Origin of the sequence: uncultured Pseudoteredinibacter sp., from assembly GCF_947500695.1 — a bacterium.
Taxonomy (GTDB): Bacteria; Pseudomonadota; Gammaproteobacteria; order Pseudomonadales; family Cellvibrionaceae; genus Pseudoteredinibacter.
Genome location: NZ_CANMSS010000014.1, coordinates 83,693 through 98,810, shown reverse-complemented (window position 1 = coordinate 98,810; position 15,118 = coordinate 83,693). Strand labels below are relative to the sequence as shown.

Annotated in this window: 20 protein-coding genes; 2 read left to right on the top strand and 18 right to left on the bottom strand. The window is 45.6% G+C overall.

Features of this window, described 5'->3' with window-relative positions:
• Positions 1-175: 175 nt before the first annotated feature.
• The 3 genes from Q1A08_RS19850 to Q1A08_RS19840 all read right to left on the bottom strand — a co-directional run bounded on the left by Q1A08_RS19850 (position 176) and on the right by Q1A08_RS19840 (position 4,018).
• On the bottom strand, positions 176-1,303 hold the full coding sequence (locus Q1A08_RS19850) for an acyl-CoA dehydrogenase family protein (RefSeq protein WP_299776146.1): 1,128 nt from the start codon (positions 1,301-1,303) through the stop codon (positions 176-178).
• A gap of 10 nt (positions 1,304-1,313) precedes the next feature.
• Positions 1,314-2,513 carry an acyl-CoA dehydrogenase family protein gene (locus tag Q1A08_RS19845; protein ID WP_299776145.1) on the bottom strand — a complete coding sequence of 400 codons (1,200 nt, stop codon included), beginning with the start codon at positions 2,511-2,513 and terminating at the stop codon, positions 1,314-1,316.
• A 350-nt stretch (positions 2,514-2,863) separates the two neighbouring features.
• On the bottom strand, positions 2,864-4,018 hold the full coding sequence (locus Q1A08_RS19840; RefSeq protein ID WP_299776144.1) for an acyl-CoA dehydrogenase family protein: 1,155 nt from the start codon (positions 4,016-4,018) through the stop codon (positions 2,864-2,866).
• Positions 4,019-4,174: 156 nt separating this feature from the next.
• Between Q1A08_RS19840 and Q1A08_RS19835 the strand changes: the two genes are divergently transcribed.
• Positions 4,175-4,693, top strand: coding sequence for a DUF2878 domain-containing protein (locus Q1A08_RS19835; RefSeq protein ID WP_299776143.1), 519 nt, complete (start codon positions 4,175-4,177; stop codon positions 4,691-4,693).
• Positions 4,694-4,842: 149 nt separating this feature from the next.
• Here Q1A08_RS19835 and Q1A08_RS19830 read toward each other — a convergent pair whose 3' ends face one another.
• The 15 genes from Q1A08_RS19830 to Q1A08_RS19760 form a co-directional block, all read right to left on the bottom strand.
• Positions 4,843-5,574, bottom strand: a complete 732-nt coding sequence (locus Q1A08_RS19830; RefSeq protein ID WP_299776142.1) for a sterol desaturase family protein — start codon at positions 5,572-5,574, stop codon at positions 4,843-4,845.
• Between the two features lie 34 nt (positions 5,575-5,608).
• Positions 5,609-5,992: a hypothetical protein gene (locus tag Q1A08_RS19825; protein WP_299776141.1), complete on the bottom strand. Its 384-nt coding sequence runs from the start codon at positions 5,990-5,992 to the stop codon at positions 5,609-5,611.
• A gap of 31 nt (positions 5,993-6,023) precedes the next feature.
• Positions 6,024-6,167 carry a hypothetical protein gene (locus Q1A08_RS19820; RefSeq protein WP_299776140.1) on the bottom strand — a complete coding sequence of 48 codons (144 nt, stop codon included), beginning with the start codon at positions 6,165-6,167 and terminating at the stop codon, positions 6,024-6,026.
• A 25-nt stretch (positions 6,168-6,192) separates the two neighbouring features.
• A complete protein-coding gene (locus Q1A08_RS19815; protein ID WP_299776139.1) occupies positions 6,193-6,540 on the bottom strand; it encodes a gamma-glutamylcyclotransferase family protein in 348 nt (115 codons plus the stop codon).
• A 43-nt stretch (positions 6,541-6,583) separates the two neighbouring features.
• Entirely contained in the window at positions 6,584-6,769 is a 186-nt protein-coding gene (locus Q1A08_RS19810) for a hypothetical protein (RefSeq protein WP_299776138.1), read from the bottom strand.
• Positions 6,770-6,907: 138 nt separating this feature from the next.
• A complete protein-coding gene (locus Q1A08_RS19805; RefSeq protein ID WP_299776137.1) occupies positions 6,908-7,207 on the bottom strand; it encodes a VOC family protein in 300 nt (99 codons plus the stop codon).
• A 108-nt stretch (positions 7,208-7,315) separates the two neighbouring features.
• The gene (locus Q1A08_RS19800; RefSeq protein ID WP_299776136.1) at positions 7,316-7,777 is read right to left on the bottom strand and encodes a hypothetical protein; all 462 of its coding nucleotides are present in this window, start codon (positions 7,775-7,777) and stop codon (positions 7,316-7,318) included.
• Positions 7,778-7,962: 185 nt separating this feature from the next.
• Positions 7,963-8,142 (bottom strand): hypothetical protein, encoded by a 180-nt coding sequence (locus tag Q1A08_RS19795; protein ID WP_299776135.1) that lies wholly within the window; start codon positions 8,140-8,142, stop codon positions 7,963-7,965.
• Between the two features lie 35 nt (positions 8,143-8,177).
• Positions 8,178-8,459 (bottom strand): hypothetical protein, encoded by a 282-nt coding sequence (locus Q1A08_RS19790; protein WP_299776134.1) that lies wholly within the window; start codon positions 8,457-8,459, stop codon positions 8,178-8,180.
• A 107-nt stretch (positions 8,460-8,566) separates the two neighbouring features.
• Positions 8,567-8,716: a hypothetical protein gene (locus Q1A08_RS19785; protein WP_299776133.1), complete on the bottom strand. Its 150-nt coding sequence runs from the start codon at positions 8,714-8,716 to the stop codon at positions 8,567-8,569.
• 100 nt (positions 8,717-8,816) lie between these two features.
• Entirely contained in the window at positions 8,817-9,413 is a 597-nt protein-coding gene (locus tag Q1A08_RS19780) for a hypothetical protein (protein WP_299776132.1), read from the bottom strand.
• Positions 9,414-9,663: 250 nt separating this feature from the next.
• Positions 9,664-10,305 carry an HAD hydrolase-like protein gene (locus Q1A08_RS19775; RefSeq protein ID WP_299776131.1) on the bottom strand — a complete coding sequence of 214 codons (642 nt, stop codon included), beginning with the start codon at positions 10,303-10,305 and terminating at the stop codon, positions 9,664-9,666.
• Positions 10,306-10,334: 29 nt separating this feature from the next.
• Entirely contained in the window at positions 10,335-10,847 is a 513-nt protein-coding gene (locus Q1A08_RS19770) for a sel1 repeat family protein (RefSeq protein ID WP_299776130.1), read from the bottom strand.
• A gap of 221 nt (positions 10,848-11,068) precedes the next feature.
• A complete protein-coding gene (locus Q1A08_RS19765; RefSeq protein WP_299776129.1) occupies positions 11,069-11,812 on the bottom strand; it encodes a hypothetical protein in 744 nt (247 codons plus the stop codon).
• 460 nt (positions 11,813-12,272) lie between these two features.
• The gene (locus Q1A08_RS19760) at positions 12,273-13,718 is read right to left on the bottom strand and encodes an NAD(P)/FAD-dependent oxidoreductase (protein WP_299776128.1); all 1,446 of its coding nucleotides are present in this window, start codon (positions 13,716-13,718) and stop codon (positions 12,273-12,275) included.
• A 209-nt stretch (positions 13,719-13,927) separates the two neighbouring features.
• Here Q1A08_RS19760 and Q1A08_RS19755 point away from each other — a divergent pair, with 209 nt between their 5' ends.
• Positions 13,928-15,031 (top strand): AraC family transcriptional regulator, encoded by a 1,104-nt coding sequence (locus Q1A08_RS19755; RefSeq protein ID WP_299776127.1) that lies wholly within the window; start codon positions 13,928-13,930, stop codon positions 15,029-15,031.
• Positions 15,032-15,118 lie beyond the last annotated feature (87 nt).

Sequence of the window (15,118 nt, the reverse complement as noted above, 5' to 3'; positions counted from 1 at the left end):
AAAGGCGGGGTCAGAACCCAAGGGTTCTGACCCCAGGTTCCTGCACGATTTGCATTTCTGTGCCTAAACCCAACAATTTTGCTTCAGCTAATCTTTATAGATCAAATAAGACCGGAAAAACCTACCACTGAACAGCGGGGTCAGACCCTTTTGGGGTCTGACCCCATTCTTTGCTTTAGGCTAACGCCTGATAACGCTGAGCGTGGTAATCACTGTTACCAAACATCATTTCCAACATGGTTAGACGCTTAAAGTAGTGACCGACATCCAGCTCATCAGTAACGGCAATTCCACCGTGAATCTGCACAGATTCTTGACCGATATTGCGCGCCGCTGTACCAATGCGATATTTAGCCGCTGAAATAGCTTTGGCCGCGGCCGCTGGATCTTGCTCACTTAGCATTACCGCACGTAGCAACATGGATTTAGCTTGCTGGTGCTCAACAAACATATCCGCCATGCGATGCTGTAAAGCTTGGAACTTAGAAATCGGCACGCCAAACTGAACACGAGTTTTGGTGTACTCAACGGTTTTCTCTAAGCTAACACCCATAGCACCTACAGCTTCAGCACAAACAGCCAAGGTAGCTTGATCGATAACAGCCTCTACAGCAGCAAGAGCATTACCCTCTTCGCCCAGTACGCTATCTGCTGCAAGTGCAACATTATTGAAGCTCACTTCCGCAGCATTGCTACCATCTTGTAACTTATAAGCTTTGCGGCTTACGCCTTCAGCATTGGCATCTACAAGAAAAAGGCTCAAACCATTTTTATCAGCAGAATCACCAGAGGTACGAGCCAAAACAACAAAGTGATCCGCCGCAGCGCCATTAAACACCACCGACTTCTGGCCATTTAATTTAAAACCATCACCAGCCTTCTCTGCCTGACAGCTAACTTTATGCAAGCAGTAACGGCTATCAGCTTCGGTGTAGGCAAAAGCCCACTGCTGCTGACCTGCCATAATTTCTGCCAGATTGGCCTTTTGTGATTCATTGCCGCATTTAGCCAACAAGCCACCGGCTAGAATCACATTGGCTAGGTAAGGCTCCATTAGCATGCCTTTGCCAAACTCTTCCATTAACACCATAACATCAGCAGCACCGCCACCCATGCCACCATCTTCTTCTGAAAAAGGTACCATCAGCCAGCCCAGCTCGGCGAATAGATTCCAGAAATCCTGGTTAAAATTGGCATCGCTGTTTACGGTTGCCATACGGGTGTCGAAGTCGTAATCGTTTTGTACAAACTTGGCGACACTGTCTTGCAGCATTTGCTGCTCTTGAGATAAAGAAAAATCCATGTCGCGCTCCTTATAAACCTAATACCGCTTTGCAGATAATATTTTTTTGAATTTCGTTACTGCCGCCGTAAATGGAAGCTTTGCGATTATTGAAATACTTCGGTGCTGTATTTGCAGCTGTGCCCGGACCGACATGTTCACCTTCGTACTCTGGCATAAACTGCTCTTTAACAAAGGGCAAGCTATAGTAGCCAGCGACATCCATATACAGCTCATCAATCGCCTGAGCAACTTCAGTGCCTTTAATCTTCAAGATAGAGGATTCTGGACCAGGTGCTTTACCAGTACTTACGGCCGCCAAGGTACGTAGCTCTGTAAACTCCAAAGCTTGTAACTCAATCTCAGCATCCAGCAACTTGGCTTGGAAACGAGAATCTTCTGCAAGACTACCCAAGCCAGCAGAGGACTCTTCGGAAAGGCGCTTAAGTTTTTCCAAACGCACTTTGGAGTGGGCAACGCGGGCAATACCGGTACGCTCATGAGTTAGCAACACCTTAGCGTAAGTCCAACCTTTACCCTCTTCACCAATTCGGTTTTCTACAGGTACACGAACATTATCGAAATGGATTTCGTTAACTTCACGATGGCCATCTAGCGTGATAATAGGAGAAACCGTAATGCCCGGATCATCCATATCAACTAACACAAAACTGATCGCTTCTTGGTTTTTGGTATTGGCGTCACCGGTGCGTACCAAACAGAAAATCCAATCAGCGTAGTGACCTAGGGTGGTCCAGGTTTTGGTACCATTAATGACGTAATGGTCGCCATCGCGTACCGCGGTGGTTTTTAAGGAAGCCAAATCAGAACCAGCATTCGGCTCAGAATAACCCTGACACCACCATACATTACTGTTCAAAATATCCGGTAAAAAGCGCTGCTTTTGCTCTTCATTACCGTAGGTGTAAATAACAGGGGCAACCATTTTCATACCAAATGGCACAACATCAGGCGCACCGGCTTTGGCGCATTCATTAGCCCAGATGTATTTTTGAGTTGGCGTCCAACCAGTACCGCCATACTCCACCGGCCAGTTCACTGCCGCCCAACCTTGTTCGGCTAGAATCTTCTGCCAGCGTACATGATCGTCTTTGCTGGTAGGAGTGCCCGCTAAGACTTTTTCACTGATCTCTTTGGGTAGCTTATCAGCAAGAAACTGCTGCACCTCAGCCTCAAAGGCTTTTTCCTCCGGGGAAAAGTCGATATTCATTATTATTCCTCTGTTATGTTTCTTTCCAAAATTCTTGTTCGGGGCTATAGGGGTCAGAACCCTTGGGTTCTGACCCCAAATTCCTGCACGGCTTTAAATCCATTACCCAAGCCCGACCATCTACTTCAGCTTTCTTCTAAAAACCTTACAGGCCTGCTACATCTACCACTTAACAGCGGGGTCAGAACCCACGGGTTCTGACCCCAGGTTCCTGCACAGGTTTAAATTCAACGTCAAAGCCCAATCATCGGCTTCGACTTTCTTCTAAAAACCTTGCTGGCCTTATACATCTACCACTTAACAGCGGGGTCAGAACCCACGGGTTCTGACCCCAGGTTCCTGCACGGGGTTTAAATTCCGGCTTCCTTCACTAAATTTCTTGCAATCACCATCTGCTGTATTTGGCTGGTGCCTTCGTACAAACGGAACAAACGCACATCGCGATAAAAACGTTCAACACCATAATCCGATATATAACCGCTGCCGCCATGAATTTGCACAGCCTTGTCGGCTACACGTCCGACCATCTCTGTACAAAACAATTTGCAGCAGGCCGCTTCAGTACTGTGTGGCAAAGCATCGTCTCGTTTACGAGCACAGTCTAATACCATTGCCTGCCCGGCATAAATCTCGGTTTTGCAATCCGCCAACATGGCTTGAATCATTTGATGCTCGGCGATGGGTTTACCAAACTGCTGACGCTCTGAAGCGAAACGAACTGAGTCATCCAGTAAGCGCTGAGCAATACCAACACTCAATGCTGCGATATGCAAACGCCCCCGATCCAACACCTTCATGGCGGTATAAAAGCCTTTACCTTCTACACCGCCAATTAGGTTTTCGGCTGGCACCGCCACATCGTCAAAGTTTACATCGCAGGTATGAGAGCCCGCGTGTCCCATTTTTTTGTCTTTCGCCCCCAAGCTAATGCCGGGGCTTTTTGCATCTACGATAAATGCTGAAATTCCACGAGCGCCTGGCTGATCCGGATCCGTTCTGGCCAGCACGGTAAAAAAATCGGCACGCGGCGCATTGGTAATAAAGCGCTTGTTGCCATTAAGAATATACTGATCGCCCTCCTTACGAGCGCGAGTTTTTAAAGCAGCTGAATCCGAGCCAGCATCCGGCTCTGTGAGACAGAATGAAGCAATCGCCTCACCACTGGCCAGCTTCGGCAAATAACGCTGTCGCTGTTCGTCGCTACCATCAAAGATGAGCGCCGAAGAACCAATGCCATTATTGGTGCCTATTAAGGAGCGGAAAGCTGGCGAAGTGCCCCCTAGAGTCATCGCCGCGTGCACCTCTTCTTCCATAGTCAGACCAAGGCCGCCGTACTCCTCAGGAATAGTTAGCCCAAACAGGCCCATTTCGCGCATCTCCTGCACGACCTCATCAGGAATATTGTCGTCCTCAGCAACCTGATCTTCTAGTGGACGCAGACGCTCATTAACATAGCGCCCAAGGGCTTCTAGCAGGGCCTTGTGGCTCTCTTGATCTCGTATCACAACACACACCTATGCAGAATCAATTCCGCTATACTAGCAACTAATTCCGCTGTGCGGAACACGCAAAAACATAGAATTTAGGCATTCTTTGCAATAAATACTGATCTGAAAGCGCTGACCAGCCGTAAACACAAGGAATATATGCAGGAGCAAGACATGCCCAATAGCAGCAGCGCCCTTTGGTTTGGGGCCAATATGATCGGTTTTCAGCTGTGCTGGTGGAGCCTAGTTCTCTACGGCAACCTAGCCGTGCCGCTCGCGCTGCTGCTTGTGGCCCTCCATTTGTTTTTTACGCCCGAGCGCCAACTAGATCTCAAACTCATTCTTATCGTGGGCATTCTTGGCTTCGCCCTAGACAATGTATTAGCGATGGCCTCTGTATGGCAATTTGAAAACAGCCTTCAACCGGCCCCAATTTGGCTGGGCTGCATCTGGCTATGCTTCGGCGCCACCCTAAGGCACAGCTTTCGACCGCTGTGGGAGCGCAAGTTGCTACTTCCCGTTCTCGGTGCATTCGGTGGCGCCAGCAGCTACATCGCCGCCAATAAACTCGGCGCGGTCAGCTTTGGTTACGAGCTCATGGTAACGGGGATTATTTGTGCGTTTTTGTGGGGAGTGATTTTGCCGTTGATTGTGTGGGTTGCAGAGCGTAGTGAGCCAAAGCCATTCAGTTGAGCGGTAAATACATTTAAGTGCTACGAGCTGCGCGTCACAAATCTGTTCATATATAGAGCTGTCATATTAGAACAACACTTTTGAATCAATTGGGGCAGAACTAATGTTTAAATCTGGCTGGCTTATGGATCTTTATCACTGATAGCAATTCACGACTTCATTTTATAAACATCTCGTCCACGTAGCATGTCGTAAATTTTACGCTCTCTATCCTCATCAAACCCCACCTCTTTAACATACACTCTCGGATTTTCGAATGTTCCAAAAAGTAAGTCCCATATTGCTAAACCATAATTATGACTATGGTGCATATGCTTATGATGGACCCTGTGCATCTCTGGTCGCTGTAGAAGAAAGCCAAGCCAGTATGGGGTTCTTAAATCCGCGTGAATATATATGTTGTAAATGGCAGCAATTAGCAGGCTAATTGCCGTACCGTAAGCATTCAACCCCAAGATCACATAGCAAGACATAGCGTTAAGAAAGGTAGCAGCAATACCATCTAGCGGATGCATATAGAAAGAACTTAACGCCTCAATCCGACGCGGGCTATGATGTAATTGATGGAATATCCGCCACAGCAAATCAAATTTATGCATTGCCCTGTGCCACCAGTAAGCTATAAAACTGGTCAGAGCGAATCCAGCGGCACCTTGCACAACGATATTATGCGTAGACAATTGAAAAACAGCGGTCTGTGAAAAAGTCTGCGTAAACACCAAACCAGCCACCACAGTAAAAATAGACTGAAAAGCATTTACACCCGAAGACAAAATCAGCCAACGCTTATCACAGCTGTTTTTAGAAGCCGGCGCTATCACTTCAATCGTAAAAACAATAAGAAAAACTAGGACCACTGTTAATATAAAAATCAACTCCACTAAGTCGCTCCCCTTACCGCTGCTACGTTACAGATTAGAAAAATATAGCGGATTTCACTGCAACGTATGAAATAGCCACAATCAACACAGCAGAAACAACTATCAAAGGTACATATAACTTAAATGGGCCAGATTTAAACCTATGCCAAGATGCAAGAGCTATTGCGAAGAGGTTCATACCCGCAGAAAAAGCTAATACCAGAGCTATTGCTCTAAACTCTGTTATTCCAGAATCACCCGAAACTAAAGTCGGCTCACTGTATACCTTCCCGCCAGGAACTGCCGAGCTAATCTCAGCAATAATTCCTGACAACTGAGTCTCTGTGCCCTCTAAAATAGCCCAGTAATCCATTGAAATCACTAAGACAAAAAACGACGCGATGATCAAAGAAAAGCATACTAATTCAATACGCTTCATTTTCTCTCCTATAGCGCAGGAAAACTGGGCTTCAGCTATCCTTAAGCTCTTTTTCCTTCAAATCATTCTCCAACTTAAGCTGCCGAGTTTTCTCAGCTAGCCATTTGGCCCCGCCCGCTAGCCAAAAGACAATACCGAATGCCAAAATGGCACCTGATAAATCAATATGCTCCATATATCAAATTCCTTTAAAGAATCCCTTAGGTTTCAGCAAGGGTATAAACGCTGACACTCACGGTGCGTCCGTCTGACAGCTTTGCCTCGGTGAGCACTCGAACATAGCCCTCGCCTTCAAATTCGTCTAGCGCACCCCAAAAATCTGCCAGATTTGGAGACTCCAATACATAACCATTAATGCCAGTGTATTCTTCTGGATTCACATCCACTTGGGGTAATTCGATACCGGGGTAGCCCATTTCAGCGCCCCAGCCTTCTTCTAGTAAGCGCCCCGTCACTGTAGCCTCACACCATACGCCTGGAATGTCCGCCACAACATGATGATTAACTCGCCCAGGGGCTAGAGTGCCGTATACAAATAAGTAGTCCATATTCATCTACCTAATTAACACTGGGACTAAATTAAAACTCGGTCTAAGAACTCGTTTCACGGCTTTTTTTACTAAGATAAAAAAATGGCGCAAGCCAAACTGCGATTAGCATAAAGACCACATTCTGCGACAAATCCGTATCGACAATAAAGAATGAGCTTAGCAACATGGCAAGGGCAAACAGTATTGAAACCGTGATATTGATTTGCTTGGCTTTCTTACAATCCATCTTATCCTCCAGACCTTGATAGCCTACATATTAGCTTAGCAGCTCGCTTGCACATGCGAGCTTGTTTTACCTTAGCTTTGACGAGGCTTTTCCGTGGTAAGTGGCAGCTATCAAAAAGGCCGCCTGTTGATAAATGGCTTATTCAAACAAACAGATTTTATTCTGATCCGAATCGCGAATATACGCAGAATATCGGCCCGATCGCACACCCGGCTCACCATCACTCGAACCGCCAAGCTCTAAAGCTAGCTCATATAAGCGATCCACCTCGGCCGCAGAGCCAAGATTAAGGCCCAGCATGGTACCATTGCCGTGAGTAGCGGGCCGCTCATCGAAAGGCTCAGCTACGGCAAACATCATCTCTTCATTGGCCCATAGGGTCATGCGCCCCTCATCATGGGCTTTTACTAAACCGCAGTCTTTAAAAAAACGCATCATAGAAGGCTACGGCTTTTTGTTTATCGTTAGTGCCGAAGACAAAATAATTCATTTTCATTGCCAATACTTCCTGAGATTATTTTTTGGACTGCTATAAGGTAAAGGGCACTATAGTTGTTGGCCATACACCATTTTCTCTACAAGCGACTTAATACGGGATGCTTCATACCAAAAGGCGGCCTGCATTAAAAGATAGCCAGCCCCACACATAATAAAAGGGACTTTTGGCTCTCCGCCATTAATATCGCGCATCTCCACTAATGCAATGCCAAAAGTACCGCCCAACCAAACAAGCATAAAGACGATAGCAAATAGATTCATCCTCAAAGTGATATCAACAGATGCCCTTCCGCCATCAGGCTGAATCCTACCAAAGGCATAAGGCAAAAAGGTGTTTTGATAACGAATGGCGCGATAAACTTTAAAGTCATTGCCATCACGACGACCATGGATAGATCTGCGCGGCCCAGCAAAGCCTCTTGAGCGGCAAGCTTCATCTATAGCCCTGTATAGCTCTTCTTGGCCCAAATTTGTGGGTAAGCTGTAACGCTCAAACGGTAGTATTTTCATATTATTATTAAGTAAACCATTACAGGTAATTTACCCGGTAAATTTTACGCGCGCATATCGCAAGCAATATGAGACTACCGCTTCGCTAAAATTCTTACCTTTTTTTAATAAGCTTTAAATAGACTTCGCATGAAACTAACACAAATAATAAAGCCAGAACGACAATAATACCACACGCCCAGAAATCAGGCGGATTCGAAACCTCTGGATAGCCCAAAAACACAACGACTAAAATAGTAAACACCATCCACAGCTTGCTGTTGATCAGCAATAACCTGGTCCGGTAAGGCTGCAGTGCAGTCTTGACATTCAAAACAGCCATAAAAACCCTGACCGTCTAGCGAGGCAATTAATCGCCACCACATGACGGATAATGCTCTTCTATTTTCATAGGCCTCCCTTATTGGACCAACCCCATATCTTCAAGATAGAAATCTTTATTTTCAAAAAACTCCGCAACGGTAATGGAATTTTTACTTAAAAGGTTCTCATAAAGAGACTTTGGTGTGTAATAAACACCAAAAGGGATCTGCCACCACCCTAACAGAAAATTAGACAACAAGCTTAAACACTTAACATTAAAAGCCGCATCAGAAGCCTTAACATAGAAGTTACTGTATGTTCGGCGGCAGAAAATAATCGCCGAGTAAACTATCGTATAACGAACAATGAGAGTATCCATTTTTATATTCTCGCGCTTGTAGCGAGAACCATACTGCCGTATTTCTTGCTCGTTATTAATCAGCCAAAATAGCAACTTATCTCGGGATACCTGCTGATCTTTAGGCTTTATGTAAAACAAATAATAGCTGTAAAGGAAACTAGCAGACCTCCGAAACCACCATAAGCAAGAGCTTCTTCATAGAAACCATCGATAGCAAACAAAATAGAAAGGCCAAATAATAAAATGACCCCAGCACCAAATAGAAGATAAGCCAATGCATTACCCTTAAAAAATGTAGCTGTATAAACCAGGTTTTACTGAGGAAGCCTCAGACAGAAAAAAGGCGTGTAAAACACGCCTTTAGTTGCAGAAAAATCACATACCATCTTGAGGTGAAAGCGTACGCTTCATAATGTCTTCCTTGCTTTTTTCTAGCCAAACCGGCCAGTACTTCTTGTATTTTGCTTTTACACTGTTCTTATTGCTCTCATACCAAGATAAGGACTTTTCAGTATTCTCAACTAGCTTGGTTTTTTCTACCCAGTTCTTGAATTCAGAATCTGAAGTATTGAATTTTGCATCCGTGCTATTTTTAATGGGCCATAGAGAAAAGCGGGCTTTCCAAGCTCCCATTCTTGGCGTTGCGATACTAAAGTAGTTCTTACCAGGCTTCAAATCAGCTTCCATAAAGTCAGCAGCCTCTGAGACTACCATGAAAACATGCTTTCCCGCCGTGGTCTTATAAGGAATCTTAGTACCGTTAGCGAGCACACCAATAAACTTTACCTTATCGCCATTAACTTCATATAAAGACGCATTGACGGCATTACCAACAAAGCTTGAGCGGAGAAAAACCACCTGAGCTTCCTCGGCTGTCGGGTTTTGAAGTTCCTGCTGAGAAGATATAGCCATCGGGTTCGATGAACATGCAGAAATTAAAGCGAATGAAACAAGTAATAATATCCGTAGCATAATAAAAATTTCCTTACCACCAAAAAATCAAAGGTATCTCACCGCAACTTGCGGTCTAAATTTTAAGCCGATGCATTATATAGCCAATCCCTGCTCCTCAGCTTAATTCAATAGCTCGATACTAGATCCAGATCAAACTATCGTTGCTTGTCATTACCCAAATGTGACAATTGTCTAAATAGAGAAACGCAAAAACTACCCAAGCACGCGCCCTTGGATACAGAGCACTCAAAGTAAGGACGCTTAAAATTTACACACACGATCCAGCTGCGCGATGTAACTCCCTTGGTTCATCCAGCATCATGACAGGCTTCTCTGCAGACAACTCCGCAAAACTACCATAACCCCAAAGCACCCCAACAGACCTCAAGCCATTTTCATGAGCTGCTCTCAAATCAAACATACGATCACCCACCATAACGGAACCGGGACCAACAAGCCCCTTAGAGCTAAGATCCGATAACTGCGTTACCTTACTAATGCCAACATCCCCGCCATCGACAAATTCAAAGAAGCCATCCAAATCAAACATCTCGATAATCTTGCGTGCAAATGCAACAGGCTTTGAAGTACAAACCGCCAAGGGGTGCTCGCCATATAAGGAACGTAAGGAGTCAAACACACCGTCGTACAAACAATTCTCAGCAAACCCCACATCAGCATAGCGTTCTCGATATTTTTTAACCAAGGAACTTATCAGTGACTCATCAGAAGTCTGCAATAACTCTCTAAACGAAGCATCAAGTGGGGGCCCAATGCAGCTCAAAAGATCAGCTTCAGCACGAGAATCAAAACCATGCGCCTCAAGAGCATAATTGATAGATCGAACAATACCATCTTTAGGGTCACTAAGGGTTCCGTCTAGGTCGAATATCAGAAAGCTCTTGCTCATAACTTATCAGGCCTGCTCCAAGGAGGGTTTTATCTTTCGATCTTCTCCAAGTACGAATTGATAATAGACAAGATTTCAGAATTAGAGTCGTCCTTTCCCTTATATATTAACTTGGCTTTCTCACAGTGCTTTCTGGCTTTGGCAAGATTATACGTGGGTTGTTTCTTGTCAGCATATGCGTGACAAAGGTGATATTCAGCTTCGTAATGGCCAAGCAATACCGCTTCGCGCCAATACGAGATCGCTGTTTTTTGATCTTTTTCAGTTCCAAATCCGAAAAATTTCATATATCCAAGATTATTAAGGACATCAACCTTAAGCTCTTCATCCGAAGCAGACTCAGCCTCCAACAAGGCAAGACCCTCCCAATTCTTCACGGATAAAGAATAATCTTTATTTCTATAATGGCAGGTACCCGTATAAAAGTATCGTTCAATCTCGCTAGAGCTATCAGTTACACCAATAGAACTAGGGTCACACTTCTCTTTTGCAAAAGATACTGCACTTATGGATAGCAGATAAATAGCTAATAGATACCTCATTGTTTCCTCACTACATAGCGCTCGACTCGAAGACAACTCTAGGTTTTAACACAACACTGTCGCTATTTCTTTGATACCCCAAAGCAAAACGACACGCTATCGCATGATTCAATTTCAACTGAAACAAAACCTATCCGTTCAACATTCAACCAATATCACGGCCATTGACCAACCCTTTCGACTGTTCAAATTCTGTCAGTATAAATGCCCTTCCAAAGCGCTCACTCCCAATGAATTTCAACATGTCTATTATTAAAATCTGGATCTTCTTCGCATCCTCGATGCTCGCACCACATTGATGAGGGCAGCCCTTTCATTCTAATATGTTGCCCATCCTTGATTACCCCCCCATAAGCCTGATACTCAATGAAGCGATTAATCATTTCATGCACTCTTTTCGAGTTTTCCTCAGTGACATCGTGAACACTAATATCAGGGCGAGCAAAAAGTCTTAGCCCTCGAGTGTGATACCAAAGCTTTCCATCTTCTTGCTTCGACACAAGAACAACAGTGTGCTGATATGGGGTTGGTTTTTTAGGTAAAAAAACACTCTCATACCATTCCCCCGGAGACCACCACTTGAACCTTTGTGGTTCATACACACAAACACCACCACTATCAAGGAAGTGCGTGACTAGACCTATGATATTCCGAAGGTAATCCAATGCTTCCTTATCATCTAACTCTGTCCGAACAACGACACAGCTTGGCGCGATCGCCACAGCCCTAGCCAATTCGGGGTTTTCTATACACAATTCTTGCCAAAGGTATCCAGATCTAAATCCATCCCTATACTCTGGTGAAGTCCCATCATGGTATTTTGAAATATCAGTATTTTGGGGGACTTCGGTAAAATTATACTTTGAAGCCGAAATTTTAACTTTATCGACAAATTCGCCAAAGATGACAAAGAAAGACAAAACATCACTATCGGTCGGCAAAAAATATTTCCGTTCCCAGGTCATATGTATTTTTCCTAAAAGCTCACTCGATAGACGAGCATAAAAGACGACAAACTGGAATTTTTCAACACCCTGGAGAACCCAGGAATTAATGGATAGCATCCTTTCGAGTGACAGCCTGCATTCCGTTGCCTAAAGCTCTAATCTATTGCTTTACCAGAACTTTTACAAGCACCTGAAAACTCACACCAAGGCCAAAAGAATTGACACTTAAAGCATCAAGTTTTGCTAGACTCCCAAAACCAACACAACGAGAACAAAACCACCAAAGCAGCTTAAAGGCCGGGTTGCCCCTAAGCCACAATCAGAGCGAGCGCCGAGAGAGTAAAAAAGACTCACGTCTTTTTGTGAGGCTTTTTTAGGAAGGAGGGAAGCCGGGAGGGCCGCCGATCGTGGCTTAGGGGCAACCCGGCCTTTAAGCGGTCAGATGTTAAAAAACTTAACACCCGACCCCAGACACATATTAAACAAACTCCAACACCCCATCCTCCAACTTACCATGCCGAATCGCAAAATAATCCCGATAATAATTATCCTGATTACGCCAAGGATAACCCTCACCCTGCTTAGGCATAATACTCTCAGCACGGCTAATATAGCCGGATTTCAAAGAATCGATCATCGGGCTCTGGGCAAAACCATTTAAATCCAGCTTAGGCATCACCTGCTTACGGCCAGTGGTTTTCATATGCTTAATTAAACGACATACATAGTCCGAGGTTAAATCGGCTTTCAAAGTCCAAGAGGCATTCGTATAACCAAATACTGAAACCATATTCGGCAGATTAGCAAACATCATACCCTTATAATTTACCAACTCACCGGATTCGATTTTTTGATCGTCTTTATAAAGGTCAATGCCACCCAAGAACTGCAGATCCAATCCCGTCGCCGGCACAATAATATCGGCATCAATCGACTCGCCCGATTTTAATTGCACACCGTTTTCGGTAAAGGTTTCAATATGGTCAGTAACAATAGAAGCTTTGCCTTCTTTTAGGCACTTAAACAAATCACTATCAGGCACCAAGCACATACGTTGATCCCAAGGGTTATAGCTTGGGTTAAAATGCACATCAACATCGACCGAATCACCCACCTCGCCTTTAACCATATCGCGTAGATACTGACGCACACCATCGGGGCTACGCTTAGATTTAGAAAAGATGTACCAGCTAAGGAAGATATTTTTAGCGCGGGTAAGATAATGCGCCCAGCTATCGGGTGTGAATTTGTGTAGCCACTTGGCAATAGGATCGCGCGCCGGGCGAGTAAAAACATAAGTGGGTGAGCGCTGCAGCATAGTCACATGGGCAGCCTCATCGGCCATAGACGGCACCAAAGTTACCGCCGTCGCACCACTGCCAATAATCAGCACCTGCTTATCTTTGTAATCCAAATCTTCAGGCCACTGCTGCGGATGCACTTTTAAGCCATTGAAATTTTCATAGCCAGGAAATTCAGGCAAATAGCCCTTCTCGTAATTGTAGTAGCCCGTGCAGGTTACCAAAAAACGGGTTTTTAGAATCTGCTCTTCACCGCCTTTGTGGCGATAATGGACAAACCAGCACGCTTCCTTACTGTTCCATTGCAGCTTTTCCACACGATGGCTGTAGCGAATATTTTCATGCACACCGTATTCAGTAGCAGTTTCATCCAAGTATTCGCGAATGGATTCGGCCGAAGCGATATCAGCGCCATTAGTCCATGGGCGAAAACTGTAACCAAAGGTGTACATATCGGAATCAGAACGGATACCTGGGTATTTAAAAAGATCCCAAGTGCCTCCAAAGTTTTCACGGCCTTCTAAAATGGCATACTTCTGATCTGGGCATTTTTGCTTTAAATGACAAGCCATGCCAATGCCGGAAATACCTGCGCCAATAATCAGAACGTCTAATGCTTCCACAATCGCCTCGCTACATTATTGTTATATCGTGAGTCTTCGGCACAGGCTCATAGCCAGGCCGCTTGGGTATTACTTCTTATGTACAAACTGTGCCATAGCCACCCCCGCTTAGCGATGATGGGGGCTGCCAGGCTTTTGATATTTCAGGCCATAGTGGTACGATTTGCCAAACTTTACAACATCAGATTAGTACAGCGCAGACATTCAACATGGCAGGCTACCGGGCAAACCCAAAATCGACAGCAAACAAAGAAAAGCAAGTCTTGGCCCGGGGCGACTTATTGGTCGGTCAGCGCAGCGCTTTCGGTATTCAGCTAGAGCTGCAACAGCTCGAAGAGATGGGTCAAGATGGCGAGGCAATTGCCTTAGCCTGCGGGATACCGCCAATTGCCTTGGAAGATCCAGATTACCCTATTGAACAAGAACAAGAACAAGCCTTGTTACTAACGTTGATTGAAGCCCATCAACCCAATAGCCATCGCCTCTTGGCCCTGGAGGCCGGCGCCAATGCCTCGATTACCCTATTTGGTCTGCTAGGCCTTACCGCCATGCATGCCGATACAGTGCAGCATGCCGTGCAAACCATATTGAGCTTTCCAGAGCTTACCTGGGGGCAGAGCCATATCGAATTAGGACGTATTAAAGATCACGATTACTGCCGCTTTGAATTAGAGCCTGATATCAAGCTGGGTCATAAAGGCCAGCAACTGCAGGAGTTTTGCCTGCTACGAGACTTGGTATCTTCAGCCACGCTGATAGAAGATATTGCTGGCCCAGATTGCACCCCAGTAGCGGTCCACCTGCCCTTTGCACCTGGCCCAGAAGAAGCCATGATTCAGGAGCACTTTGGTGATTGCGTGCATTACCATCAAGAAAGCGCCTCGCTATTGTGTGCCCCCGGTCACTTTGATCGCGAGCCCCTTAGGCAAAACCAAGCCATCTATCGAGCGTATCTAAAACTAGTACAAAGAGTCTCGGCGGATCTGCGCCGCCAAAGCCGTTATGTAGAGCTAGTAAAGCGCCAGCTACAACTGCAAGCCATCATCCCCGACCGAGAAACCCTCGCCCAAGCCCTGCACGTAAGCCCCCGCACCCTAGCCCGTAAACTGGAAGCCGAAGGGGCCAGCTTTAAAGAGCTGCGCCGTGAGGTGCAACAAAGCCGAGCCGAACAAGCCCTGCGTAAGGGCGAGCTATCCATGGCAGTACTTGCCGAGCAGCTTGGCTTTGCCGATAGTGCCGCCTTTAGCCGCGCCTTTAAAAGCTGGACCGGCCATGCCCCCAGCACCTGGAGCAAGCAGGCACTTACAGACTAAGCACGCCGTAGCTAATATCAGCAGTATCTGTGCCCCGTTTAAAGATCCGCCAGCTCCCTTAAAGCGTAAAAACAGACACGGGTATTA

What these genes read in the sequence shown, in the direction of transcription:
- Q1A08_RS19850 (WP_299776146.1), bottom strand. Translation starts at nt 1,303, where the DNA reads ATGGATTTTTCTTTATCTCAAGAGCAGCAAATGCTGCAAGACAGTGTC.
- Q1A08_RS19845 (WP_299776145.1), bottom strand. Translation starts at nt 2,513, where the DNA reads ATGAATATCGACTTTTCCCCGGAGGAAAAAGCCTTTGAGGCTGAGGTG.
- Q1A08_RS19835 (WP_299776143.1), top strand. Translation starts at nt 4,175, where the DNA reads ATGCCCAATAGCAGCAGCGCCCTTTGGTTTGGGGCCAATATGATCGGT.
- Q1A08_RS19825 (WP_299776141.1), bottom strand. Translation starts at nt 5,992, where the DNA reads ATGAAGCGTATTGAATTAGTATGCTTTTCTTTGATCATCGCGTCGTTT.
- Q1A08_RS19820 (WP_299776140.1), bottom strand. Translation starts at nt 6,167, where the DNA reads ATGGAGCATATTGATTTATCAGGTGCCATTTTGGCATTCGGTATTGTC.
- Q1A08_RS19815 (WP_299776139.1), bottom strand. Translation starts at nt 6,540, where the DNA reads ATGGACTACTTATTTGTATACGGCACTCTAGCCCCTGGGCGAGTTAAT.
- Q1A08_RS19810 (WP_299776138.1), bottom strand. Translation starts at nt 6,769, where the DNA reads ATGGATTGTAAGAAAGCCAAGCAAATCAATATCACGGTTTCAATACTG.
- Q1A08_RS19805 (WP_299776137.1), bottom strand. Translation starts at nt 7,207, where the DNA reads ATGATGCGTTTTTTTAAAGACTGCGGTTTAGTAAAAGCCCATGATGAG.
- Q1A08_RS19800 (WP_299776136.1), bottom strand. Translation starts at nt 7,777, where the DNA reads ATGAAAATACTACCGTTTGAGCGTTACAGCTTACCCACAAATTTGGGC.
- Q1A08_RS19795 (WP_299776135.1), bottom strand. Translation starts at nt 8,142, where the DNA reads ATGTGGTGGCGATTAATTGCCTCGCTAGACGGTCAGGGTTTTTATGGC.
- Q1A08_RS19790 (WP_299776134.1), bottom strand. Translation starts at nt 8,459, where the DNA reads ATGGATACTCTCATTGTTCGTTATACGATAGTTTACTCGGCGATTATT.
- Q1A08_RS19780 (WP_299776132.1), bottom strand. Translation starts at nt 9,413, where the DNA reads ATGCTACGGATATTATTACTTGTTTCATTCGCTTTAATTTCTGCATGT.
- Q1A08_RS19775 (WP_299776131.1), bottom strand. Translation starts at nt 10,305, where the DNA reads ATGAGCAAGAGCTTTCTGATATTCGACCTAGACGGAACCCTTAGTGAC.
- Q1A08_RS19770 (WP_299776130.1), bottom strand. Translation starts at nt 10,847, where the DNA reads ATGAGGTATCTATTAGCTATTTATCTGCTATCCATAAGTGCAGTATCT.
- Q1A08_RS19765 (WP_299776129.1), bottom strand. Translation starts at nt 11,812, where the DNA reads ATGACCTGGGAACGGAAATATTTTTTGCCGACCGATAGTGATGTTTTG.
- Q1A08_RS19755 (WP_299776127.1), top strand. Translation starts at nt 13,928, where the DNA reads ATGGCAGGCTACCGGGCAAACCCAAAATCGACAGCAAACAAAGAAAAG.